At 70.8% G+C, this 21,749-nt stretch carries 18 protein-coding genes; 13 read left to right on the top strand and 5 right to left on the bottom strand.

Annotation, left to right across the window (positions count from 1 at the left end):
* Nucleotides 1-97 precede the first annotated feature (97 nt).
* On the top strand, nt 98-1,216 hold the full coding sequence (locus EYW49_RS14925; RefSeq protein WP_131310388.1) for an enolase C-terminal domain-like protein: 1,119 nt from the start codon (nt 98-100) through the stop codon (nt 1,214-1,216).
* A gap of 68 nt (nt 1,217-1,284) precedes the next feature.
* Here the strand turns inward: EYW49_RS14925 and EYW49_RS14920 are convergent, their stop codons facing one another.
* The 3 genes from EYW49_RS14920 to EYW49_RS14915 form a co-directional block, all read right to left on the bottom strand.
* Nucleotides 1,285-1,593 (bottom strand): hypothetical protein, encoded by a 309-nt coding sequence (locus tag EYW49_RS14920; protein ID WP_131310387.1) that lies wholly within the window; start codon nt 1,591-1,593, stop codon nt 1,285-1,287.
* Nucleotides 1,594-1,705: 112 nt separating this feature from the next.
* Nucleotides 1,706-1,846 (bottom strand): hypothetical protein, encoded by a 141-nt coding sequence (locus EYW49_RS23025; protein WP_165498272.1) that lies wholly within the window; start codon nt 1,844-1,846, stop codon nt 1,706-1,708.
* A gap of 137 nt (nt 1,847-1,983) precedes the next feature.
* Nucleotides 1,984-2,196 carry a cold-shock protein gene (locus EYW49_RS14915; RefSeq protein WP_131310386.1) on the bottom strand — a complete coding sequence of 71 codons (213 nt, stop codon included), beginning with the start codon at nt 2,194-2,196 and terminating at the stop codon, nt 1,984-1,986.
* Nucleotides 2,197-2,659: 463 nt separating this feature from the next.
* On the opposite strand from EYW49_RS14915, the gene EYW49_RS14910 reads away from it, so the two are divergent.
* From EYW49_RS14910 to EYW49_RS14855, 12 genes are all read left to right on the top strand, one after another.
* Nucleotides 2,660-3,442: a 2-keto-4-pentenoate hydratase gene (locus EYW49_RS14910; protein ID WP_131310385.1), complete on the top strand. Its 783-nt coding sequence runs from the start codon at nt 2,660-2,662 to the stop codon at nt 3,440-3,442.
* A gap of 40 nt (nt 3,443-3,482) precedes the next feature.
* The gene (locus tag EYW49_RS14905; protein ID WP_131310384.1) at nt 3,483-4,421 is read left to right on the top strand and encodes a 2-hydroxyacid dehydrogenase; all 939 of its coding nucleotides are present in this window, start codon (nt 3,483-3,485) and stop codon (nt 4,419-4,421) included.
* Nucleotides 4,422-4,696: 275 nt separating this feature from the next.
* Nucleotides 4,697-6,514: a sigma-54-dependent Fis family transcriptional regulator gene (locus EYW49_RS14900; protein ID WP_165498271.1), complete on the top strand. Its 1,818-nt coding sequence runs from the start codon at nt 4,697-4,699 to the stop codon at nt 6,512-6,514.
* A 314-nt stretch (nt 6,515-6,828) separates the two neighbouring features.
* Nucleotides 6,829-7,668, top strand: coding sequence for an XdhC family protein (locus EYW49_RS14895; RefSeq protein ID WP_131310382.1), 840 nt, complete (start codon nt 6,829-6,831; stop codon nt 7,666-7,668).
* A gap of 102 nt (nt 7,669-7,770) precedes the next feature.
* Nucleotides 7,771-10,527, top strand: coding sequence for a molybdopterin-dependent aldehyde oxidoreductase (locus tag EYW49_RS14890; protein ID WP_131310381.1), 2,757 nt, complete (start codon nt 7,771-7,773; stop codon nt 10,525-10,527).
* A gap of 128 nt (nt 10,528-10,655) precedes the next feature.
* On the top strand, nt 10,656-12,989 hold the full coding sequence (locus EYW49_RS14885) for a pyridine nucleotide-disulfide oxidoreductase/dicluster-binding protein (protein ID WP_131310380.1): 2,334 nt from the start codon (nt 10,656-10,658) through the stop codon (nt 12,987-12,989).
* Nucleotides 12,986-13,204: a DVU_1557 family redox protein gene (locus EYW49_RS14880; protein WP_131310379.1), complete on the top strand. Its 219-nt coding sequence runs from the start codon at nt 12,986-12,988 to the stop codon at nt 13,202-13,204. The genes EYW49_RS14885 and EYW49_RS14880 overlap by 4 nt, the downstream gene beginning before the upstream one ends.
* On the top strand, nt 13,201-13,947 hold the full coding sequence (gene trsM, locus EYW49_RS14875) for a DVU_1556 family methyltransferase (protein WP_131310378.1): 747 nt from the start codon (nt 13,201-13,203) through the stop codon (nt 13,945-13,947). The genes EYW49_RS14880 and trsM overlap by 4 nt, the downstream gene beginning before the upstream one ends.
* Nucleotides 13,944-14,402 (top strand): DVU_1555 family C-GCAxxG-C-C protein, encoded by a 459-nt coding sequence (locus EYW49_RS14870; protein ID WP_165498270.1) that lies wholly within the window; start codon nt 13,944-13,946, stop codon nt 14,400-14,402. Before trsM ends, EYW49_RS14870 begins: the two co-directional genes overlap by 4 nt.
* Complete coding sequence (locus tag EYW49_RS14865; RefSeq protein ID WP_131310376.1) at nt 14,399-15,529, top strand: DVU_1551 family NTP transferase; 1,131 nt, start codon at nt 14,399-14,401, stop codon at nt 15,527-15,529. Before EYW49_RS14870 ends, EYW49_RS14865 begins: the two co-directional genes overlap by 4 nt.
* Nucleotides 15,526-16,959: a radical SAM (seleno)protein TrsS gene (gene trsS / locus EYW49_RS14860; protein WP_131310375.1), complete on the top strand. Its 1,434-nt coding sequence runs from the start codon at nt 15,526-15,528 to the stop codon at nt 16,957-16,959. The genes EYW49_RS14865 and trsS overlap by 4 nt, the downstream gene beginning before the upstream one ends.
* Nucleotides 16,956-18,278 (top strand): DVU_1553 family AMP-dependent CoA ligase, encoded by a 1,323-nt coding sequence (locus EYW49_RS14855; RefSeq protein ID WP_131310374.1) that lies wholly within the window; start codon nt 16,956-16,958, stop codon nt 18,276-18,278. Before trsS ends, EYW49_RS14855 begins: the two co-directional genes overlap by 4 nt.
* A gap of 10 nt (nt 18,279-18,288) precedes the next feature.
* On the opposite strand, the gene EYW49_RS14850 is transcribed toward EYW49_RS14855, so the two are convergent.
* On the bottom strand, nt 18,289-20,202 hold the full coding sequence (locus tag EYW49_RS14850; protein WP_131310373.1) for a putative bifunctional diguanylate cyclase/phosphodiesterase: 1,914 nt from the start codon (nt 20,200-20,202) through the stop codon (nt 18,289-18,291).
* Nucleotides 20,203-20,206: 4 nt separating this feature from the next.
* Nucleotides 20,207-21,625, bottom strand: a complete 1,419-nt coding sequence (locus tag EYW49_RS14845) for a sensor histidine kinase (RefSeq protein ID WP_131310372.1) — start codon at nt 21,623-21,625, stop codon at nt 20,207-20,209.
* Between the last annotated feature and the right edge of the window lie 124 nt (nt 21,626-21,749).

Raw genomic sequence — 21,749 nt, 5'->3', positions numbered from 1 at the left:
TGCAGCGACGGGAAACTCCGCTCTTGCCAGGGTCGCACCGCCGCCTGTAGAACCTGTCTGACAGGACGAGCGCGATCCCGGAGAGCGAGCGACGAGCATGAAGATCACCGAAATCGAAACCTGGCACTGCAAGCGCGACCTGACGCTGTTTCCGGAGAGCCGGGCGGGCGCCAACATGCCGTGGGACGTGGTGGTGCTGCGGGTCGGCACCGATACCGGGCTGTCGGGGCATGCCTCGGCATTGGCCGCGCGGTCGGGGCGGATCACCGAAGCCTTTCTGCACGAGACGATCGCCCCGGTGGTGCTCGGCCGCGACGTGGTCGACCGTGAGAAGATCTGGCACGATCTGTGGACCCTCGATCGTCACCTGACGTTCTTCCCGGTCTATCTGCCGGGACCGCTCGACGTCGCCCTGTGGGATCTCGCCGCCAAGGCCGCCAATCTGCCGCTCTACAAGTATCTCGGGGCCTATCGGGACCGGCTGCCGGCCTATGCCAGCGGCCTGTTCCACGACACCACCGACGAATACGTGACCGAGGCGCTCGCCTACCAGAAGCGCGGCATCCCCGGCTACAAGGTGCACGGCCCCGGGCCGTGGCGGCGCGACATCGAGGTGCATCGGGCGCTGCGCGAGGCGGTCGGTTCGGACTATCTGCTGTTCTCCGATCCGGTCGGCGAATACACCCTCGATCAGGCGATCCGGGTCGGCCGCGATCTGGAGAAGCTCGACTACGTGTGGTTCGAGGAGCCGTTCCGCGACTTCGAACTCTACAAGTATCAGGCGCTGTGCGAGGCGCTGGACATTCCGGTCGCCGCGACCGAGACGACGCGCGGCGGTCCTTGGGGGGTGGCGCAGGCGATCGCCCAACGCGCCGCCGACATCGTGCGCGCCGACGTGTCGTGGAAGGCCGGAGTGACCGGGACGATGAAGATCGCCCATCTCGCGGAGGCCTTCGGCCTCAACTGCGAGATCCACACCACGACCATGGGGTTGATGGACGTGGCCAATCTCCACGTCTCCTGCGCGATCCGCAACTGCGAATATTTCGAGCTGTTCGTGCCGGAATCGGCGTTCCAGTTCCCGATGCTCGGGTCGTTGCCGATCGATGCGCTGGGCAATGCGGTGGTGCCGCAGGGTCCGGGGCTCGGCGTCGATCTCGACTGGGCGGAGATCGACCGGTTGTGCGTCTCGCACAAGGTGAGTGCGGCCCGCTGACCCCGGGACGGACGGGGGATCGGCGAGGTGTCCCGCGGGCCGGGCGCCTCGTCGGCCGCTCGGGCCGATCAGTGGCGCCACTGTTTCTCGGTGGCCGGCAGATCGCCGGTGACGTCGACATGGGCGACGTCGAGGTCGCCGCGCAGGCCCTTGTCGGAGAAGCGCAGGCCGAGCAGGCGGCCGTCGTCGGTGCGCAGCTGCACGCCGCGTCGTCCGAACACCTGACGCAGTTCGAGCGAGGCCAAGCGGATCTCGCCGCTGCTGGAAATCTCGCGGCCGCCCTGGGCGTAGCCGTCGAATTCGTAGGCGACGCGTCCGACGGGGGTGCCGTCGCAGCTGAGTTCGCCGTTGCCGGTGAGTTTACCGAGCCAACGCATGGGAACGTCTCCTCGCCCGGCGCGATCGGGCGGGGCGGTCACGAGCGGAAAGGGCCGCTCGGTCGGCGATCGGGTCCGCCGCGCCGAAGATCCTCGGCGCGCCGGAGCGGACTCACTTCTTCTTCTTGGGGCCGTTGTTGATCGCCGCGATCATCGCCAGGTTGGCGTTGGCGGCGGCGGCCGGAACCGCCTTGGGCTTTTCGGCCTTGGGCTTGCGGTCTTCACGACCCTTGCGGCTGTGTCCATCGGCCATGGGAAGGCTCCTTGCCGCCGGGCGGCGACGTCCGAGGAAGAAATGGGCCCGCCCCCTCGGGAGGAGGGAGGCGGGCCGGTCGCCCTGCATCGGCACCGCGGCGTGGCGGCGGCAGTGTCACGCGGGCGGCGTCGCGATCACGGCAGGATGACGAGCCGATCGGCCGAGGTCTTGCCGGTGCGCTGGTCGGTGACCAGTTCGAAGCTCAGCTTCTGGCCTTCATAGAGCTCGCCGACACCGCTGTGTTCGACGGCGGAGATGTGCACGAAGGCGTCCTTGCCGCCGTCGTCGGGCTGAATGAAGCCGAAGCCCTTTTGCGAATTGAACCATTTCACGACGCCGGTGGGCATGGGTATTCCTTTCGAAAGCACTTGGCAGCTCGCCGGTTTTCGCGCCGGCTGTCGAAATCGCATTTTCAGGGGAGAAATTTTCGAGAGCACCCGACCAGGTCGGGCACATACAAAGCATTTCGGCCGTCTATCGACTCCTGAGAAATAGGGCGCATGGGAGGCGATTACAACATCGCCGGTGAATTGACGGAAAATAAACATCTCGGCGAAGACTTGAGCTGAACCCGCCGATTCGACGGGCGCCGACGCCGGTCGGATCCGGCCCGCGCCTCGCCGCCTCGGCCGGCGGGTCCCCGTGGCGCGGGTTCCGGCCGAGTGGCGAAATCCTCTTGCAGTCCGCGCGGTTCCGCCGGAAGGTCGCCGACGCGTCGGGCCCGAGGGGGCCCGCGCGCCCTCGAGATCTGCGACGGACCGGACGACGGCGGGCGTCCCGCGGGACCGGTCGTCGCGCCGGAGACCGACCATGACCGATTCGCCGTCCGTTTCTTGCGACCGCGCCGCCGCCGTCGCCGCCCTCCTCGAAGCCCGCACCGCCGGCCTGCGCCTCGCCGCGTTGCCCGAGGGCGCGCGGCCGCGCGACGTCGCCGACGCCGAGGCGATCGAGGACGAGGTGGCGCGCCGGCTCGGTCCGGTGGTGGCCTGGAAGGTCGGGGCGCCGAGCCCGACGGCGCGGCCGATGCGCTCGCCGATCCTCGCGTCGACGCTCCACGTCGAGGTCGACGAGTTGCCGCGCGACGCCTTCTTCGTCGCCGGCATCGAGGCGGAGATCGTGTTCCGCTTCGCCCGCGATCTGCCGGTCCGCGACGCGCCGTGGACCCGCGACGAGGTGGTGGCAGCGATCGGCTCGGTGCATCCGGCCTTCGAGATCTGCGACACCCGCTTCGAAGCCTTCGGTTCGCAGGATTCGCTGTCCCATCTCGCCGACCAGGGCAGCCACGGCGCGCTGATCGTCGGCGCGGCGGCCCCGGTCGACGCGGCGCGCATCGCCCGCGGCTTCGCCGATCAGCCGATCACCCTCGACATCGACGGGCGCCGGGTCGCCGACGTGGTCGGCGGCAATTCGGCCGGCGATCCGCTGCGCCTGCTGATGTGGATGGCCGACGAGGGGGCGCGGAGCTTCGGCGGCCTCAAGGCCGGCGACACGGTGACCACCGGCTCGTGCACCGGCACCCTGTTCATCGAGGCCGGCGCGGTGGCGATCGCCACCTATCCCGGCCTCGGGACGATCACCCTGCGGCTGGTGTGACCGCCGCCCGCTCCGTCTCTCCACCCCTGGGACCCCGCCCATGAAGCCCGAAATCCTGATGCTCGAGCCGATGATGGCCGAGATCGAGGCGGCGCTCGACGCCGCCTATGTGGTCCATCGCCTGCACCGCGCGCCCGATCGCGCCGCGATGATCGCCGCCGTCGCCCCGACGGTCACGGCGATCGTCACCGGCGGAGCGACCGGGGCGCCGGCCGATCTGGTGGCGGCGCTGCCGCGCCTGGGGATCGTGGCGATCAACGGCGTCGGCACCGATGCGGTCGATCTGGTCGACGCGCGGGCCCGCGGCATCCGGGTGACCACCACGCCGGGCGTGCTGACCGACGACGTCGCCGACATGGCGCTCGGCCTGACGCTCTCGGTGTTGCGCCGCCTCGCCCAGGGCGACCGCTTCGTGCGGGCCGGGTCCTGGCCGCAGAGCGGCTTTCCGCTCGGGCGCAAGGCGACCGGCCGGCGGCTCGGCATCGTCGGGCTCGGGCGGATCGGCCGGGCGGTGGCCGAGCGGGCGCGCGGCTTCCGGATGGACATCGCCTATACCGATCTGGCGCCGGTCGCCGAGGCGCCGGGGCGTTTCGTCGGCGATCTGGTCGAGCTCGCCCGCTGGAGCGAGGTGCTGGTGGTCTGTTCGACCGGCGGGCCGGGGACCCGCGGCCTGATCGGCCGGGCGGTGATCGACGCGCTGGGTCCGGAGGGGGTGCTGATCAACGTGGCGCGCGGCAGCGTCGTCGACGAGCCGGAACTGGTGGCGGCGCTGGTCGAGGGGCGGCTCGGCGGCGCCGGGCTCGACGTCTTCGCCGACGAGCCGCGGGTGCCGGCGGCGCTCCTCGATCTGCCGGGCGTGGTGCTGGAGCCGCATCAGGCGAGCGCCACCCGCGAGACCCGCCTGGAGATGGGGTCGGTGGTGGTGCGCAGCCTCGCCGCCTTCTACGCCGGCGAAGATCTGCCCGCTGCGGTGGTGTGAGCCCGCGGCTGCCGCCCTCCCTGCCAAAGACGAGGGGCGGGCGACGATCGGTCGACTGTTCGCGATCGCCGATCGGGTGCATGATGAACCGGAAACAGGGCCGTCGCGTCTGCGGCGAGGGTCCGCGGACGGCCGAAGGCCGCCGAGCCGGGGAGACGAGCAGTATGGTCGCGCGACCGCCGCCGCGGCGGCCGGGTGGGGCGGGCGGAGGCCGGGGCGCACATCGCGAACCGCCGCCGCTGATCGCCGTCCGCCGTCGATTCCTTCAGGAAGGCGTGCGGCCCGGCGACGAGGTGCCGGCGTCGATCGTCCGGTCGTGGCAGCGCAGCGCCGCCCACGGGCTCGACATGGAGCGGCAGCCGTCGGTCGAGGCGCTGTCGCAGGCGCAGCTGCGCGACGTGCGCGAGCGCAACGAGGCGCTTCTGCGGGCGGCGCGCGGCGAGATCGAAGCCCTGCACGAGGATGCCCGGGTCACCGGTGGCATCGTCATCCTGACCGATCCCGGCGGCGTGGTGCTGGCGACGGTCGGCAACATGGACTTCGCCGAACGGGCGTCGCGGGTGTCGCTGCGCCCCGGCGTCGATTGGGGTGAGGCGACGATCGGCACCAATGCCATCGGCACGGCGATCGCCGAACGCCACCACGTGTCGGTGCGCGGCGCCGAGCACTTCTTCGACGCCCACCACATCCTCAGTTGCTCGGCGGTGCCGATCCTCGATCCCGGCGGGGCGGTGATCGGCGTCCTCGACTTCACCAACGATTCCCGACTGGCCCAGACCCACACCCTGGCGCTGGTCAAGCGGGCGGTCCAGGAGATCGAACGCCGCCTGTTCGAGAGCCGCTTCGGCGGCCACGAGCAGATGCATTTCCACGCCGATCCGAGTCTGGTCGACGGGCCGCACGAGGGGCTGCTGGCCTTCGAAGCGGAGCGGCTGGTCGGCGCCAACCGCTATGGGCTCGACCTGCTCGGGCTCGACTGGTCGGCGCTGGGGCTCTTGTCGTTCCGCGAGATCTTCGACGCCGAACGCAGCACGCTGATCGGCGATCGGCCGCCGGAGGAGAACCGGGTGCGGACGCTGCGCGGCTCGACGATGTTCGCGCGGCTGCAGCCGCCGCGGCGGTCGATGGTCGCCCCGAGTGCCGATCGCCGGCCGGAAGCGGTGCCGATCGACCCGGTGCCGATCTTCGACGCGCGGGTGACCAAGTCGCTGGAGCGGGCGGTGCGGCTGGCCGACAGCGACGTGGCGATCCTGATCCAGGGCGAGATCGGCTCCGGCAAGGAGATCTTCGCCCGACGCCTGCATGCCGCCGGGCGGCGGCGCGAAGGGCCGTTCGTGACCATCGACTGTTCGGCGGTCGATCCGGCGGCGATCGAGGCACTGCTGTTCGGCGGCACCGACGCCGACGAGGCGGCGGCGATCCGCCGGGCGGCCGGCGGCGTGCTGTTGCTCGAGGCGATCGAGGCCCTGCCGCTCGCCACCCAGGCGCGGCTGGCCGGTTGGCTCGCGGCGCGCGCCGGGGTGAGCGGCGGCGAGCCGCGGATCGCCGTCGATTTCGCCCTGGTCGCGACGACCCACACCGGGCTCGCCGAGCGGGTGGCGCGCGGCGCCTTCCGCCAGGATCTCTTGTTGCGGATCGGGGCCTACACGGTCGATCTCGAGCCGCTCCGCCACCATCCCGACCGGCGCGGCCTGATCGATGCGCTGTGGGCGCGGATCGCCCCGCCGGCGCTGCGCAGCCGTCTCGAGGCGGAGACCGCGGCGGCCCTCGCCGCCTACGACTGGCCCGGCAATCAGCGCCAGCTCCTGGCGACGCTGCGGGCCCTGGTGGTGCTCGCCGAGGCCGGCGAGAGCCTCGGCCGCGACGCCCTGCCGGCGGAGATCCGCGTCGCCGGCGAGCCGGCGGCGGTGGCCGCGGCGGAAGCGACGGTCGGTCTCGACGTCGAGATCGGCCTCGACACGATCACGCTCGCGGCGATGCACGCGGCGCTGGAGGCCGAAGGCGGCAACGTCTCGCGGGCCGCCCGGAGGCTCGGGATCCACCGCTCGACGCTCTATCGGCGGGTGTTCGCCAAGGACCGCCCGACCGGTTGAGGGGAGCGCCCGGCGGGGGCTCCCGCGCTGCGCGCGACTTCGTCTCGCCCGCTGAAATATTTCTTCTCCCGGGACTGCTTCCATAGAGGTGCGTCGCAATGTGCGACGACCGTCGGGGCTGCGACAACTCGTCCGTTATGATAATCGGAGCATAATCGATCGCGCGAGAGCCCGCGAACACGGGTATGGTCACGGGGTCGAGATCGCAGATCGTCGACGACGACCTTCGATCGTCGCCGATGACCTTCGGTCGGGTGATCCGCCGTCTACTCCCGAGGGAGGCCGCGGCGTGACGCGACCCGCGGAGGCGGACGATGGACGTCTATGAAGACCTGATACGCGAGCGGGCGGCGGGCCGCCCCTGTGCCCTGGCGACGATCGTCGCCGTCCAGGGCTCGATCCCGTCCCATGCCAGCGCCAAGATGGTGGTCCACGAGGACGGCTCGATCGTCGGGACGGTCGGCGGCGGTCCCGCCGAGGCCGAGGTGATCCTCGCCGCCCGCGAGGTCCTGACCACCGGCAAGCCGAAGATGATCTCCTTCGCGCTGCACGAAGATCCCCGTCTCGACAGCGGCATGGTGTGCGGCGGCAGTCTCGACGTCTATGTCGAGCCGATCGTGCCGGCGCCGGTGGTGCATCTGTTCGGGGCCGGCCACGTCGGGCTGGTCACCGCGCGGATGGCGCGGCTGTCCGGCCACGACACGGTGATCGTCGACGATCGGCCGGAGTTCGCCAACGCCGAACGGTTCCCCGACGCCAAACTGATCCTCAGCGGGTCCTTCGAGGAGTCGATGGCGCGTCTGACGCCCGACCGGCGGGCGATGGTGGTGATCGCCACCCGCTGCCACGAGCTCGACGGGCAGGTGCTGCGCTGGGCGCTCGGCACCGAGGCCGGCTACATCGGCATGATCGGCTCGAAGCGCAAGATTCTGACGGTGTTCGCCCGGCTCCAGGGCGAGGGCGTGCCGGCCGCCGCCTTCGAGCGGGTGCATGCGCCGATCGGCCTCGACATCGGCGCCGAGACTCCCGAGGAGATCGCCGTCTCGGTGGTCGCCGAGATGATCGCCTGGCGGCGCGGCGCGGCCGGGGTGCGGCCGATCATGCGCAACATGGCGACGCTCGCCGAGCGGTCGCGGCACAAGGAAGCATCCTGACTCGTCGCCGCGGCGGGCCGCCGGCCCCTCGCGGCGTCACCGATCCCAACGACACGAAGCCCGGGTGCGGCGCGCAGATCGGGCCAGCGGAGGAAACCCACCATGAAACGTCTCTGTCTCAACGTGAACGGAATCGATCGCTGGGTGGTCGCCGACGTCAAGGCGAACCTCGCCGAGGTGCTGCGCGAGCAGATGCTGCTCACCGGCTGCAAGATCTGCTGCGAGGACGGCCAGTGCGGCGCCTGCACCGTGGCGATCGACGACAAGCCGGTGCGCGCCTGCGTCACGCCGATGGAGAAGGTGGCGCCCGGCGCCCGCATCACCACCATCGAAGGGCTCGGGACTCCCGGCAACCTGCATCCGCTGCAGACCGCCTGGATGGCCCACGGCGGCGCCCAGTGCGGCATCTGCACCCCCGGCTTCATCATGTCGGCCAAGGTGCTGCTCGACGGCAATCGCAATCCGACCCGCGAACAGGTGCGCGGTTGGTTCAACCGCAATCGCAACCTGTGCCGCTGCACCGGCTACAAGCCGCTGATCGACGCGGTGATGGACGCCGCCGCCATGCTGCGCGGCGAGAAGACCGCCGACGAGGTGCTGGCCAAGCCGAAGACCGACGGCTCGATCCTCGGCACCCGCTGGGCGCGGCCGTCGGCGGTGGCCAAGGTCACCGGCACCTGGGACTTCGGCGGCGATCTCGCCCTGCGCATGCCGGAAGGCACGCTGCGGCTGGCGCTGGTCCAGGCCAAGGTCAGTCATGCGCTGATCAAGGGCATCGACACCGCCGCCGCCGAGACCATGCCGGGCGTGGCCAAGGTGATCACCTGGAAGGACGTCAAGGGCCGCAACGCGATCACCGGCCTGATCACCTTCCCGACCAACAAGGGCGACGGCTGGGATCGGCCGATCCTGTGCAAGGACAAGATCTTCCAGTTCGGGGACGCGATCGCCATCGTCGCCGCCGACACGGTCGAACACGCCCGCGCCGCGGCGGCCGCGGTCACCGTCGACCTCGACGTGCTGCCGGCCTACATGTCGGGCTTCGCGGCGCTGGAGCCGGACGCGATGGAGATCCATCCCGGCGTGCCCAACGCCTATTACGAGCAGGGCGTGGTCAAGGGTCCCGACACCGAGCCGCTGTTCGCGAGTGCCGCGGCGTCGGTGGACATCACCACCTACTGCTCGCGTCAGCCCCATCTCCATCTCGAGCCGGACTGCGGCATCGCCTATACCGACGACGACGGCGTGCTGACCATCCAGTCGAAGTCGATCGGCGTGCATCTCCATCACGCGATGATCTGCCCCGGCCTCGGCGTCGAGCCGGCCAAGCTGCGGCTGATCCAGAACCCGACCGGCGGCACCTTCGGCTACAAGTTCTCGCCGACCATGGAGGCGCTGCTCGGCGTCGCCGCGCTGGCCACCGGCAAGCCGGTGTCGCTGGTCTATGACCAGTACCAGAACATCACCTACACGGGAAAACGCTCGCCGGGGAACGTCAACATCAGGCTCGCCTGTGACAAGGCCGGCAAGCTGACGGCGATGGAGACCGACTGGTGGATCGATCACGGCCCGTATTCGGAGTTCGGCGACCTCCTGACCATCCGCCAAGCCCAGTTCCTCGGCGCCGGATACCATCTCGACGCGATCCGCGGTCGCGGCCGGACGGTGGCCACCAACCATGCCTGGGGCTCGGCCTTCCGCGCCTACGGCAGCCCGCAGGCCTTCCTCGCCTCCGAGATCGCCGTCGACATGCTCGCCGAGAAGATGGGCGAGGACCCGTTCGAGTTCCGCTACAAGAACCTCTACGACGAGACCGCGACCACCCCGACCGGCCAGAAGCCCGACGTGCTGGTGCTGCGCCAGCTGTTCGACCTGTTGCGGCCGAAGTATCTGGAGGCCAAGAAGCGCTGCGCGGACTTCGACGTCCCCGGCAAGAAGCGCGGCGTCGGCATTTCGCTCGGCATCTACGGCTGCGGTCTCGACGGCCCCGACTCCTCGGAGGCGCGGATCGAACTGACCCCGACCGGGGTCACCGTGTACAACGCCTGGGAAGATCACGGCCAGGGCGCCGATCTCGCGGCCCTGACCCTGACCCACGAGGTGCTGCGCGTCGCCGGCTTCAAGCCGGAGCAGATCCGGCTGGTGATGAACGACACCAACGGCCCGAACTCCGGTCCGGCCGGCGGCTCGCGCTCCAACGTCTTCACCGGCAACGCCACCCGGATCGCCGCCGAGATGCTGCTCAACGCCCTGAAGAAGAGCGACGGCAGCTATCGCAGCTACGCCGAGATGGTCGCCGAGAAGATCCCGCTCGCCTATGACGGCAAGTGGGTGGCGGCGGCCTGCACCGCGTGCTCGTCGGAGACCGGCCAGGGCGCGCCGTTCCCAGTCTACATGTACGAGGTGTTCATGCCCGAGGTCGAGATCGACCTGGAGAGCGGTCAGGCCAAGGTGGTGAAGTTCACCACCGCGGTCGACGTCGGCACGATCATCAACCGGGCGACCGTCGATGGTCAGATCTACGGCGGTCTCGCCCAGGGCATCGGTCTGGCGCTGACCGAGGACTTCGACGATCTCGAGCTGCACACCACGCTGCTCGACTGCGGCATCCCCTATCCGAAGGACGTCCCCGACGACATCGAGATCCTCTATCTCGAGACGCCGCGGCCGCTCGGCCCCTTCGGCGCGGCGGGCGTCGGCGAGGCGCCGCTGACGGCGCCCCATCCGGCGATCCTCAACGCCATCAACAATGCCGTCGGCGTCCGGGTGTTCCGGGTTCCGGCGCTGCCGGAAGTGATCAAGATGGGGCTCGAGGCCAAGGCCGGTGCGGCCGCCGCCAAGCAGCACGAACTGCACTGAGCCCTCACCGGTCGACCGGCCGCGCGACCGCTTAGGCGTGCGGCCGGATCCGGGGCCGGCGGGCGGTCGTGCCCGCCGTGCGCCCCACGGCCATCCGGACCGGGCTTCCCGGCCCGGCGGAGGGGACGATGGACGCCGAACAGGTCAAGCTGTGGGAAGGACGCTGCGTCGAAGAGCAGCCGCCGGCCTGTGTCGCGGCCTGTCCGCTGCATCTCGACGTGCGGGCGATGATGGGAAAGACCGCGGCCGGCGACTTCGCCGGGGCCTTCGCGGTCTATGCCCGGTTCATCCCCTTCCCGGCGATCGTCGCCCATGTCTGCGACCACCCGTGCGAGGCGTCCTGTCGGCGCGCCGAGGCGGGCGGCGGCCTGGCGATCTCGGCCCTGGAACGGGCCTGCGTCGAAGAGGCCCATGTCGGCAGCCGCCGCCAGCCGCAGCGCAACCGTCGCCCGAAACGGGTGGCGGTGGTCGGAGCCGGTCTCGCCGGCCTCGCCGCAGCTCATGATCTGGCGCTCAAGGGCCATGCCGTCACGGTGTTCGAAGCCGACGCCCATCCGCTCGAACGCCTGCACCGCGACTTCGATGCCGACCGGTTGCCGCCCTCGGCGATCGCCGCCGACCTCGGCGGACTGGCGATGCTCGGGGTCGAGATCCGCTGCCGGTCGCGGATCGGCGCCGGCGACGGACCGCTCGGGCTCGACACGCTGCTCGAGGCCCACGACGCGGTGCTGCTGGCGCTCGGCCCGGGGCCGGCGCTGGCTTTTTCCGGATCGCTGCCGCTCGACGGCGACGGCCGCATCGCCGCCGATCCGGCCACGTCGGCGACAGTCCTGCCGAAGGTGTTCTCGACCGGCCGGCTGCTCGGATCGGACGGCGCCTATTCGCCGATCCGTTCGGTCCACGACGGGCGGCGGGCCGGCGAATCGATCGAACGCTTCCTGCAAGGGGCGTCGCTGACCGCGGCGCGCAGCGACGAAGGCGCGGGGCCGTCGTCGCTCCACGTGAACATCGCCGCCCATGGTTCGGTGCCGCCGGTGGTGGCGGCCGATCCGAGCCGCGGCTTCGACCGCACGGAAGCGATGGCGGAAGCGGCGCGCTGCTTCCCCTGCCGCTGCCTGGAATGTGTCAAGGCCTGCGACTATCTCGCCCACCACGGCAGCTATCCCAAGCGCTACGTCCGCGAGATCTACAACAACGACGGCATCGTCATGGGCAACCGCAAGTCCAACCGGATGATCGACGGTTGCACCCTGTGCGGACAATGCGCCGAGATCTGCCCGACCGGGCTCGACATGGGCGAAGTCTGCCTCGACGCGCGGCGGAGCATGGTGGCGCGGGACAAGATGCCGCCGTCGCATCACGACTTCGCGCTGCGCGCCATGGCCTTCGCCCGCTCGCCGGCCGCGACGCTCGCCCGTCACCGGCCGGGACGCGGAACCAGCGCCGCGGTGTTCTTCCCCGGCTGCCAGCTCACCGCGTCGGCGCCCGATCAGGTGGTGGCGGCGTGGGACCATCTCGACGCGCGGCTTCCCGGCGGCGTCGGGCTGATGCTCGACTGCTGCGGCGCGCCGGCCGAGTGGGCGGGCCGAGTGGTGCTCCATGCGGAGGTGCGGGCGAGCCTCGCGGCGAGCTGGGAAGCCCTCGGCCGGCCGCGGGTGATCACCGCCTGTTCGACCTGCCTGCAGATGTTCACGCGTCACCATCCCGAGATCGCAGCGGAGTCGCTGTGGACGGTGCTCGCCGCGGTCGGCCTGCCCGACGGGCCGCGGCCGGCGGTTCCCGCGCCGCTGGCGATCCACGACCCCTGCACCACGCGCGGTGTGCCGGCGGTGCAGCGGGCGGTGCGGGGGCTGGCGGCGACGCTCGGGGTCGAGGTGGTCGAACTCGGCGGCGCCGATCTCGGGCCCTGCTGCGGCTTCGGCGGACTCGCCGAATTCGCCGACCGGCCGGTCGCCGATCGCATCGTGGCGCGGCGGATCGGCGAGAGCGCATTGGATTATCTCGCCTATTGTGCCACCTGTCGGGACGTCTTCGCGCGCGCCGGCAAGCGCACGCTCCATCTCGGCGACCTGATCTTTGCCGGGGCGGGCGCCGATCCGGCCGGCCGGCCGGATCCCGGACCGTCGGCGCGGCGTGCCGCCCGTCTCGGGCTGGTGCGCCGTTTGAAGCGCGAGCGTTGGGGAGAGACCATGGACGAACCGTCGCCGAGCCTCGCTCTGACCGTGCCCGACGCGGTGCGCCTCGACATGGAACGCAAGCTGATCCTGATCGAGGACGTGGCGCAGGTGATCGCCCGGGCGGAAGCGACCGGGGCCAAGCTGAAGACCCCGGAGACCGGCCGCTTCGTCGCCAACCATCGAATCGGTGAGGTGACCTTCTGGGTCGACTACGCCGTCGCCGACGGCGGCTTCGTGGTCGCGCGTGCCTGGGCCCATCGCATGCAGGTGGAGGCCGAGCCATGACCCCGACCGCGCCCGAGGGCGGCGCCGAGACCGCCGGTCTGATCTGCGCCGCCTGCGATCGGCCGCTGGTCGTCGGCCGGGTGCGGGCCTCCTATCTCGGCCAGAGTTTTCCGGTCGATCTGCCGCGTTGCCCGGGTTGCGGCTTCGTGTACGTCTCCGAAGACCTCGCGGGCGGCAAGATGCTCGCGGTCGAACAGGCGCTGGAGGACAAATGACGAGCGTCGGCTCTGCCGCCTCCGGCAGCATCTGGGGCAGCGGTCTGGTGTGTGGGGCCGACGGGTTGCCGTTGCGCCCGGGCGGCGCGGCCCTGACAGAGGCCCTGCTCGACCTCGCCGGATTCGACGACGACGCTCTGGTGGTCGACGTCGGCTGCGGTCAGGGGGGCAGCGTCGCGGCGATGATGCGGCGCGGCCTGCTGGCGGTCGGAGTCGACGTCGATGCGGCGGCGGTGGAAGCGGCGCGGCGGCGGGTCGGCGGCGCCGGCATCCTGCTCGCCTCGGGCGACGCACTGCCCTTCGCCACCGCGAGCGTCGACGGGATCGTCTCCGAATGCGCCTTGTCGACCATGGCCGACCGGCGGCGGACGCTCGCCGAATGGCGCCGGGTGCTGCGACCGGGCGGGCGGCTGGCCTTGAGCGACGTCTATCGCCGGGCCGCCGGGCCCGATCAGGTGACGGCCAGCGCCGATCTGTCGCCGCTGGTCTCCTGGCACCGGCTGTCGGGGGATCTCGCCGAGGCCGGGTTCCGCGTCGAATGGTTCGAGGATCGCTCGGAAGTGCTGCGCGACTGGGTCGCCCGCTTCGTCTTCGCCAACGGATCGCTGGAAGCGCTGTGGGGCGGGTCCTGCGGCCTGACCGCGGAAGCGGTGCGGCTGGCGGCGCCGGGCTATTTCCTGGCGATCGTCGATCGCGACGACGCCCCGCGCGCGACGTCGGCGGCCGGGGAGGGGAGGGCATGACCGACGCCGGCTTCCGCATCGCCGAGTTGCTGCTCTCCGGCCTCAGGTGCAGCCACGTCCTGGTCAGACTGGCGCTGGAGGCGCAGGGACGCGACGATCCGGATCTGGTGCGCGCCATGTCGGGGTTGGCCAACGGCATGGGCCAGGGCTTCAACTGCGGCGCCCTGTCGGGCGGCTGCTGTGTGCTCGGTCTGGTCGCCGGGCGGGCCGGGGAGAGCGAGGCCGATGATCCGCGCTTCGCGGCGGCGCTCGATGCCTTCACCGGCTGGTTCCATGCCGCCGCCCACGAGCGCTGGGGCGGCATCGACTGCGCCGACATCATGAAGTTCGATCCGGTCCTCAAGGCCGAGCGCTGCCCGGCGCTGATCCTGGAGGTGTGGGAGCAGCTCTGCGACACCCTCGCCGACCACGGTTTCGACGTCGCCGAACCGCCCGACGCGGAGGGCCGGCGATGAGCGGGGCAGGTGCCGGCGCGGCGCCGGTCGCCGCGGTGGTGCTGGCGGCCGGCCGATCGTCGCGGATGGGGGCGTTCAAGCCGCTGCTGCCGCTCGCCGGCACCACGGTGATCGGCCATGTCGTCGCCGCGCTGCGGGCCGGCGGCATCGACGAGATCCGGGTGGTGATCGGCCATCGCGCGGCGGGGCTGGCGCCGGTGCTCGCCGACCTCGGGGTGAGCGCGGTGGTCAATCCCGATCCCGATCGCGGCATGTATTCGAGCCTGACCTGCGGGCTGGCGGCGCTGCCGGCGACGATCACAGCGGCGCTGGTGCTGCCGGTCGACGTGCCCTTGGTGCGGCCGGCGACCCTCGCGGCGATCGCCGCGAGGGCGGCGCGGGGCGATGTCCTGGTGGTCCATCCGACCTTCGAGGGCCAGCGCGGTCATCCGCCGGCGATCGACCGGCGGCTGTTCGCCGAGATCCTCGGCGGCGACGGGGTCGGCGGGCTCGCCGCGGTGTTGGCCCGGCACGCCGCCCAATCGCTCGACCTTCCGGTGATCGATCACGCCTGCCTGTGGGACATGGACCGGCCGGAGGACCATGCGCGGCTCGCCGCGGCGGCGCGGCGGCGCGATCTCCTGGATCCGGCCGAGATCGCGGCGCTGTTCGATCGCTGCGCGGTCGCCGCTCCGGTGCGCGCCCACGGGCGGGCGGTCGCGGCGCGGGCGGTGGCGATCGCCGACGGGCTCGCCGACGCCGGCGTGATTCTCGACCGCGACCTGATCGCTGCGGCGGCCGAACTGCACGATCTCGCCAAAGGGCAGCCGGATCACGCCGAGGCCGGGGCGCGGATCCTCGCGGAATTCGGGTTCGCGGGCGTGGCGGCGGTGGTGGCGCGGCACATGACGCTGCCGTTTGCGGACGGCGACCCGATCGACGCCGCGGTGGTGGTCCATCTCGCCGACAAACTGGTCGCCGGCACCGCCGACACCTCGCTCGAGGCGCGCTTCGCCGCCGCCTTCGCTCGCTTCCGCGACGACCCTGCGGCGCTCGCCGGGGCGCGGCGGCGACACGACGACGCGCGGGCGATGCTGCGGGCGGTCACCGCGGTGACGACGGCCGCCGACCGGAGGGCGAGCCCATGACCTTGATCGATTTTCCCGCCCCGCCGGCCAGCGCGGACGCCCTCGCCCCGAGCGCCACCGAGAGCGTCTGCCCGGTGTGCCTCGCCACCGTCCCGGCCGAGCGGTGCGTCGAGGGCGACGCCATCGTGCTGGTCAAGACCTGTCCCGACCACGGTTCCTTCTCGGCGCCGGTATGGCGCGGGCTCGCCAGCCATCGCGCCTGGAGCGCGGCTTCGGTCGCCGCGGCGCGGCCGCGGGCGGTCGCCACGCCGGTCGAGCGGGGCTGTCCCCACGACTGCGGCCTGTGCGCCGATCATCGCCAACAGAGCTGCTGCGTGCTGCTCGAGGTCACCTCGCGCTGCGATCTCGCCTGCCCGGTGTGTTACGCGGCGGTAGGGCAGGGCGGCCGCGATCTGTCGCTCGCCGAGATCGATGCGCGGCTCGACACGCTGGTGGCGGCCGGCGGGCAGGTCCATGTTCAGCTCTCCGGCGGTGAACCGACGATCCGCGACGATCTGCCGGAGATCGTCCGACGGATCCGGGCGCGCGGCTTCGACTTCGTGCAGATCAACAGCAACGGCGTCCGGCTGGCCTGCGACCCCGACTATCTGCGCGATCTGGTGGCGGCCGGGCTCGATTGCGTGTTCCTGCAGTTCGACGGCGTCGACGACGGCGTACACCGGGCCCTGCGCGGCGCCCGGCTGATGCGGCTCAAGGCCCGGGCGATCGCCGCTTGCGGCGAGGCCGGGGTCGGGGTGGTGCTGGTGCCGACGGTGGTGCCGGGGGTCAACGACGGGCAGATCGGTGCGATCGTCGACTTCGCGATCGCCCACATGCCGACGGTGCGGGCGGTGCATTTCCAGCCGGTGGCGCATTTCGGACGCTGCCGCGGCGAACCGGCGACGGCGGCACGGATCACCTTGCCGGAGATCGTCGAGGCGCTGGTCGCCCATGCCGGCGGGGCGTTGCGCTTCGAGGATTTCCGGGCGGGGTCGGCGGAGAATCCGTTCTGTTCGTTCAGCGGCCGCTTCCGCGTCGACGACGCCGGGCGGTTGGCGCCGCGGCCGGGGATGCGCGCTGCGTGCTGTGGCACGCCGGCCCCCGCCGTGACGACGTCGTGCTGCGGTGGCGCGGCCGACGACGGGTCGGTGCGGGCGAGCCCCGACGTGGCGCGGGCGCGGCGCGCGGTCGCCGGGCAATGGACCTTGCCGCCAGCCGCGGCGGAGGGGCCGCGCGACGGCTTCGACGCGGTGCTGGTGGACCGGGCCCGCACCCTCGGACTGTCGGGCATGGCCTTCCAGGACGCCTGGACCCTCGATCTCGAGCGGCTGCGGTCGTGCCACGTCCATGTGGTCGCCGACGGCGGGCGCCTGATCCCGTTCTGCGCCTACAACCTCACCGCCACCGACGGCCGCAGCCTCTATCGGTCTCCGGCCGAGGCGGGGGCGTGACGGTGGCGCCGATGGCCACCCTCGACGCCTGGGTGGCGGTGCGGCTGGGGCTCGCCGGGCCGCTCGATCGGGGGCGCCTCGAGGCGGCGCAGCTCGCCCGGCTGAACGCGACGATCGCCCATGCCCGAGTCCACAGCCCGTTCTACCGCCGCCGGGCGGCGGAGCTCGCCGCCCCCCTCGCGTCGCTCGACGATCTCGCGCGGCTGCCCTTCACCACGCCCGAGGATCTGGCGCGCGGCGACCCGCCGTTCCTCACCGTGTCGCAAGGGATGGTCGAGCGGGTGGTGACGCTGCCGACCTCGGGGTCGCGTGGGGCCCCCAAGCGCATCGGCTTCACCGCGGAGGATCGCGAGGCGACCCTCGATTTCTTCGCCCACGGCCTCGGACTGTTCACCGCGGCCTCCGACCGGGTGGCGATCTTGTTTGCCGGCGAACGACCGGCGAGCGTCGGGGCGACGCTCACCGAAGCGGTGGCGCGGCTGGGGGCGACGGCCCTGGCGATTCCGGCGGCGGCGAGCGCCGAAGAGGTCGCGGGGATCCTGCGCGAGGGTCGCGCGACGGTCGCCGCCGGGCCGCCGGTGCGACTGCTGGCGGCGGCGCGGGTGTCGCTCGCCGACGGCGGAACGCCGATCCGGCTGCGCGCCGTGCTGACCAGTTCGGAACCGGCGGCGGCGAGCCTGCGGCGCGGCCTCGCTGCGGCCTGGGGCGCCGAGGTCCATGACCATTGGGGGATGACCGAGACCGGTTGGGGCGGTGCGGTCGACTGCGCGGCCCATGGGGGCCTGCACCTGCGCGAGGCCGATCTGCTGATCGAGGTGGTCGATCCGAGGAGTGGCGAGCGGCTCGCCGACGGCGTCGAGGGCGAGATCGTGGTGACCACGCTCTCGCGGCGGGCGACGCCGCTGGTGCGCTACCGCACCGGCGATCGCGGCCACCTCGTCGCCGGCCCCTGCGCCTGCGGCTCGGTGTTGCGGCGACTGGAGCCGACCGGGCGGCTCGACGACGGCGCGATGGGAGACGCCGGGGCGACCCCGACGCTCGCCCGGCTCGACGCGGTGCTGTTCGACCTGCCGCAGATCTGCGACGTGGCGGCGGCGCTGACGCCGGGCGCACCGGCGGCGCTGCGGCTGACGCTCGGGGTGCCGGCGCCGTGGCGGTCGAAGGCGGTGATCGCCGCGGCGCGAGCCGCACTCACCGCGGATCCGGCGATCGGGCCGATGCTGGCCGCGGGACGGCTGACGCTGGCGATCGAACTCGCCGCGGGTGCGACCTGCGGTCACGACGGCAAGCGGTGCCTGACGATCGAACCGGCGCGGTGATCGGCGGCGCTCAGGCGAGCCCGACGCACTGTTTCAGCAGTTCGACGTTGACCGCGCTCTGCATGGTCAGGAGCGCCAGAATCTTGCTGGCCGGGATCGGCTGGCTGAAGATCCAGCCCTGGGCCTCCGAACAGCCCTCGCTGATCACCAGTTGCAACTGCTCCTGGGTCTCGACGCCTTCGGCGGTGGTGGCGATGCCGAACTTGCGGCCGAGTTCGGCAATCGCCTGGACGATCGCGCCGTTGCCGGTGGTCCCGGCGATGTCGCGGACGAAGGACTGATCGATCTTGATCTTGTCGAACTGGAAGGCGCGCAGATAGCCGAGGCTCGAATAGCCGGTGCCGAAGTCGTCCATGACGATGCGGGCGCCGATCTGGCGGAGCTGGGTCAGCATCTTGAGGGTCTGCTCGGACCCTTCGAGCAGCACCGATTCGGTGATTTCGATCTCCAGCCGGCTCGGCTTGAGACCGGACACCGCGAGGGCGCCGATCACCGAATTGACGATGTTGCCGCGGGTGAATTGGACCGGCGAGACGTTGACGCCGATTCGGATGTCGTCGCCCCACTTGGCGGCTTCCATGCAGGCTTCGCGCAGCACCCAGTCGTCGAGCTGGACGATCAGCCCGGTGTCTTCGGCGACCGGCACGAAGTCGACCGGCGAGATCAGGCCGCGTTCCGGATGCTGCCAGCGCAGCAACGCCTCGAAGCCGCAGATGCGGTTGCTGCCGAGCGAGATCAGCGGCTGGTAATAGACGCGGAACTGGCCCTGGACGAAGGCGGTCAGCATCTCGACCTCGAGCTGACGGCGTTCCTGGACCATGGCGTCCATCGCCGGATCGAAGACGCGGTAGATGCCGCGACCGTCGGCCTTGGCCTTGTACATGGCGAGGTCGGCGTTGCGCAGCAGCTCTTCCGGAGTCTTGCCGGCGCCCGATGTGACGACGATGCCGACGCTGGCACCGACCGCCAACATCTGGCCGTCGATGCTGCGGGTGGCCGCGACGGTGCGGATGATCCGCTCGGCGAGGCGGGCGGCGCTGTCGGGGCGGCCGTCGCAATGGTGGAGAATGGCGAATTCGTCGCCGCCGAGGCGGGCGATGACGTCGCGACCGGCGATCAGGCCGCGCAGATCCTGGGCGATGTCCTTGAGCAGGACGTCGCCGATCGAATGGCCGAGGGAATCGTTGACCCCCTTGAAGCCGTCGAGATCGATGAACAGCACGGCGAGGCGTTCGGTGTCGCCGGTCGCGGTGGCCAGCACCTTCTCCAACTCGTCGCGGAACAGCACGCGATTGGCGAGCCCGGTCAGAGCGTCGTGCAGGGCGAGCTGGCGGATCTCGGCCTCGGAGCGCTGGCGCTGCTGGATCTCTTCCTTGAGCTGGCGATTGGCCTCGACCAGCGCCACGGTGCGCTCGGCGATGCGCTTCTCCAGGCTGTCGTTGACGTCCTTGAGGCTGGCGTTGGCGCGCTTGATCTCGTCTTCGGCGCGCTTGCGGTCGATCTGGGCGGTGACCCGGGCGAGCGCCACGGCGAAGTCGACGGGCTTGGTGACGTAGTCGTTGGCCTTCAGCTCGAGGGCCTCGACGATGTCCTCGCTCTGGCTCTTGGCGGTCACCATGATCACCGGCAGATCGAGCGGCGACAGGGTGGACCGGATGCGCCGCAGCACCTCGATGCCGTCGATGCCCGGCATCATGACGTCGAGCAGCACCGCATCGAAGGATTCGCGGTCGATCAGCGCCAGCGCTTCGGCACCGCTCTCGGCCTCCATCACCTCATAGCCGCGTCGCAGAAAGCGTCGCGACAGGATGGTGCGGTTGTCGCCGATGTCGTCGACGATCAACAGGCGCGGCGGAGCGTCGAGGCCGGTGCTCGGGGCTTCGGTCGGCGCGACGGACGATCGGATCGCGGTTTGCAAGGACATGGGGTCAAATCACTGTGGCAAGAGACTTGGGGGACGAGTCGAAGAACAGGGACGACGTCGGCTCGGCCGGGCCGGTCACCGGCACCCGTACGGTGAAGCACGAGCCGCGGCCCGGCTCGCTGGTCACGGCGATGCTGCCGCCCATGAAGGCGCTGAGCCGCTGGCTGATCGCCAGACCGAGGCCGGTGCCGCCGTATTTGCGCGAGGTCGAGGCCGAGGCCTGCTGGTAATTGGCGAAGAGCTTCTGGAGTTCGGTCGAAGCGATGCCGATGCCGGTGTCGACGACGCGGAACTCGACCCAGTCGAGGTCGCTGATCTTCTGCCGCTTGACCCCCAGTGTGACCGCGCCGCGGTTGGTGAACTTGGCGGCGTTGCTCAGCAGGTTGAGCAGGATCTGGCGCAGCTTGGTCTCGTCGGCGACGACGGTGCCGAGGCGGCCGACGCCCTGGAGCGACAGGGTGTTGAAGTTCTTGGCGACCATCGGCTCGACCGTCTGGGCGAGGTCGTTGCAGAAGCGGTCGAGGCTGAATTCGACGGCGGTCAACTCGACGGTGTCGGACTCGATCTTGGAGAGGTCGAGGATGTCGTTGATCAGCGCCAGCAGATGTTTGCCGGAGGCGTTGATGCGGTTGAGGTCTGACACGGTCTGGGGCGAGCCGGCCTCGAATTCGAGGGTCTCCAACACCAGTTCGCTGTAGCCGATGATGGCGTTCAAGGGCGTGCGGAATTCGTGGCTCATCTTGGCGAGGAAGATCGACTTGGCGCGGCTGGCGTCGTCGGCGCGACTCTTGGTCTCGACCAGATTCTCGGTGGTCTTGCGATGGCGCTCCATCTCGATTTCGAGTTCGGAGCGCATCGACATGATGTTGGCGTAGTAGATCGCCATCCACGACATGTAGACCGTGGCCGACAGGATCGAGATCCAGCCGACGCTCTCGAGCTGGGTCAGCGGCACGATCTCGGGGAAACCGAAGTGCAGATAGGCGATGACGAACACCAGGAAGTTCACGGCGAACAGGCCGAGGACGATCAGGGTGCGGCCGGCGAGATAGAAGAAGCCGAGCAACAGGGCGACACTCAGCCACGGCAGGAACGGTGAACTGACGCCACCGTAGTTGAACGTGCCGAACAGCGAGGTGAAGGTCAGCAACTGCACCGACAGAATCGAGACCATCGGCAGATTTCCGGTCCAGCGGTAGATGACCGGCAGCACCCAGAACAGGGTGATGCAGGTGATCATCGTCCAGCAGGCGAAGCCGGGCTCGGGATCGGTGCGGTAGAGATAGACGCCGATGACCTGCGAAAGGGTCGGCCCGATCAGGTGTGTGAAGACGAAATTGCGCGCGACGCTGAGGTCGGCGCGTTCCATCGTCGCCTTGCCGGGAATGAACGAGTCGATGACCCACAGAGCCTGATTCAACATCGGTGCCTGACTTCGCTGATGGTCCGAGACGACGGTCACATTTAAATAGACGAAGTTTAAAATTTCGTGTGGTGCGACGACGAACGGCACAGCTTCCGCGATCGTCTGCGTGGACGCGACGTCA

The organism is Siculibacillus lacustris (assembly GCF_004328075.1).
GTDB classification, from domain to species: domain Bacteria; phylum Pseudomonadota; class Alphaproteobacteria; order Rhizobiales; family Ancalomicrobiaceae; genus Siculibacillus; species Siculibacillus lacustris.
The sequence above is the reverse complement of the archived record's forward strand: the minus strand, read 5'-3'. Positions and strand labels throughout refer to the sequence as shown.

What these genes read in the sequence shown, in the direction of transcription:
- EYW49_RS14925 (WP_131310388.1), top strand. Translation starts at nt 98, where the DNA reads ATGAAGATCACCGAAATCGAAACCTGGCACTGCAAGCGCGACCTGACG.
- EYW49_RS14920 (WP_131310387.1), bottom strand. Translation starts at nt 1,593, where the DNA reads ATGCGTTGGCTCGGTAAACTCACCGGCAACGGCGAACTCAGCTGCGAC.
- EYW49_RS23025 (WP_165498272.1), bottom strand. Translation starts at nt 1,846, where the DNA reads ATGGCCGATGGACACAGCCGCAAGGGTCGTGAAGACCGCAAGCCCAAG.
- EYW49_RS14915 (WP_131310386.1), bottom strand. Translation starts at nt 2,196, where the DNA reads ATGCCCACCGGCGTCGTGAAATGGTTCAATTCGCAAAAGGGCTTCGGC.
- EYW49_RS14910 (WP_131310385.1), top strand. Translation starts at nt 2,660, where the DNA reads ATGACCGATTCGCCGTCCGTTTCTTGCGACCGCGCCGCCGCCGTCGCC.
- EYW49_RS14905 (WP_131310384.1), top strand. Translation starts at nt 3,483, where the DNA reads ATGAAGCCCGAAATCCTGATGCTCGAGCCGATGATGGCCGAGATCGAG.
- EYW49_RS14895 (WP_131310382.1), top strand. Translation starts at nt 6,829, where the DNA reads ATGGACGTCTATGAAGACCTGATACGCGAGCGGGCGGCGGGCCGCCCC.
- EYW49_RS14890 (WP_131310381.1), top strand. Translation starts at nt 7,771, where the DNA reads ATGAAACGTCTCTGTCTCAACGTGAACGGAATCGATCGCTGGGTGGTC.
- EYW49_RS14885 (WP_131310380.1), top strand. Translation starts at nt 10,656, where the DNA reads ATGGACGCCGAACAGGTCAAGCTGTGGGAAGGACGCTGCGTCGAAGAG.
- EYW49_RS14880 (WP_131310379.1), top strand. Translation starts at nt 12,986, where the DNA reads ATGACCCCGACCGCGCCCGAGGGCGGCGCCGAGACCGCCGGTCTGATC.
- trsM (WP_131310378.1), top strand. Translation starts at nt 13,201, where the DNA reads ATGACGAGCGTCGGCTCTGCCGCCTCCGGCAGCATCTGGGGCAGCGGT.
- EYW49_RS14870 (WP_165498270.1), top strand. Translation starts at nt 13,944, where the DNA reads ATGACCGACGCCGGCTTCCGCATCGCCGAGTTGCTGCTCTCCGGCCTC.
- EYW49_RS14865 (WP_131310376.1), top strand. Translation starts at nt 14,399, where the DNA reads ATGAGCGGGGCAGGTGCCGGCGCGGCGCCGGTCGCCGCGGTGGTGCTG.
- trsS (WP_131310375.1), top strand. Translation starts at nt 15,526, where the DNA reads ATGACCTTGATCGATTTTCCCGCCCCGCCGGCCAGCGCGGACGCCCTC.
- EYW49_RS14850 (WP_131310373.1), bottom strand. Translation starts at nt 20,202, where the DNA reads ATGTCCTTGCAAACCGCGATCCGATCGTCCGTCGCGCCGACCGAAGCC.
- EYW49_RS14845 (WP_131310372.1), bottom strand. Translation starts at nt 21,625, where the DNA reads ATGTTGAATCAGGCTCTGTGGGTCATCGACTCGTTCATTCCCGGCAAG.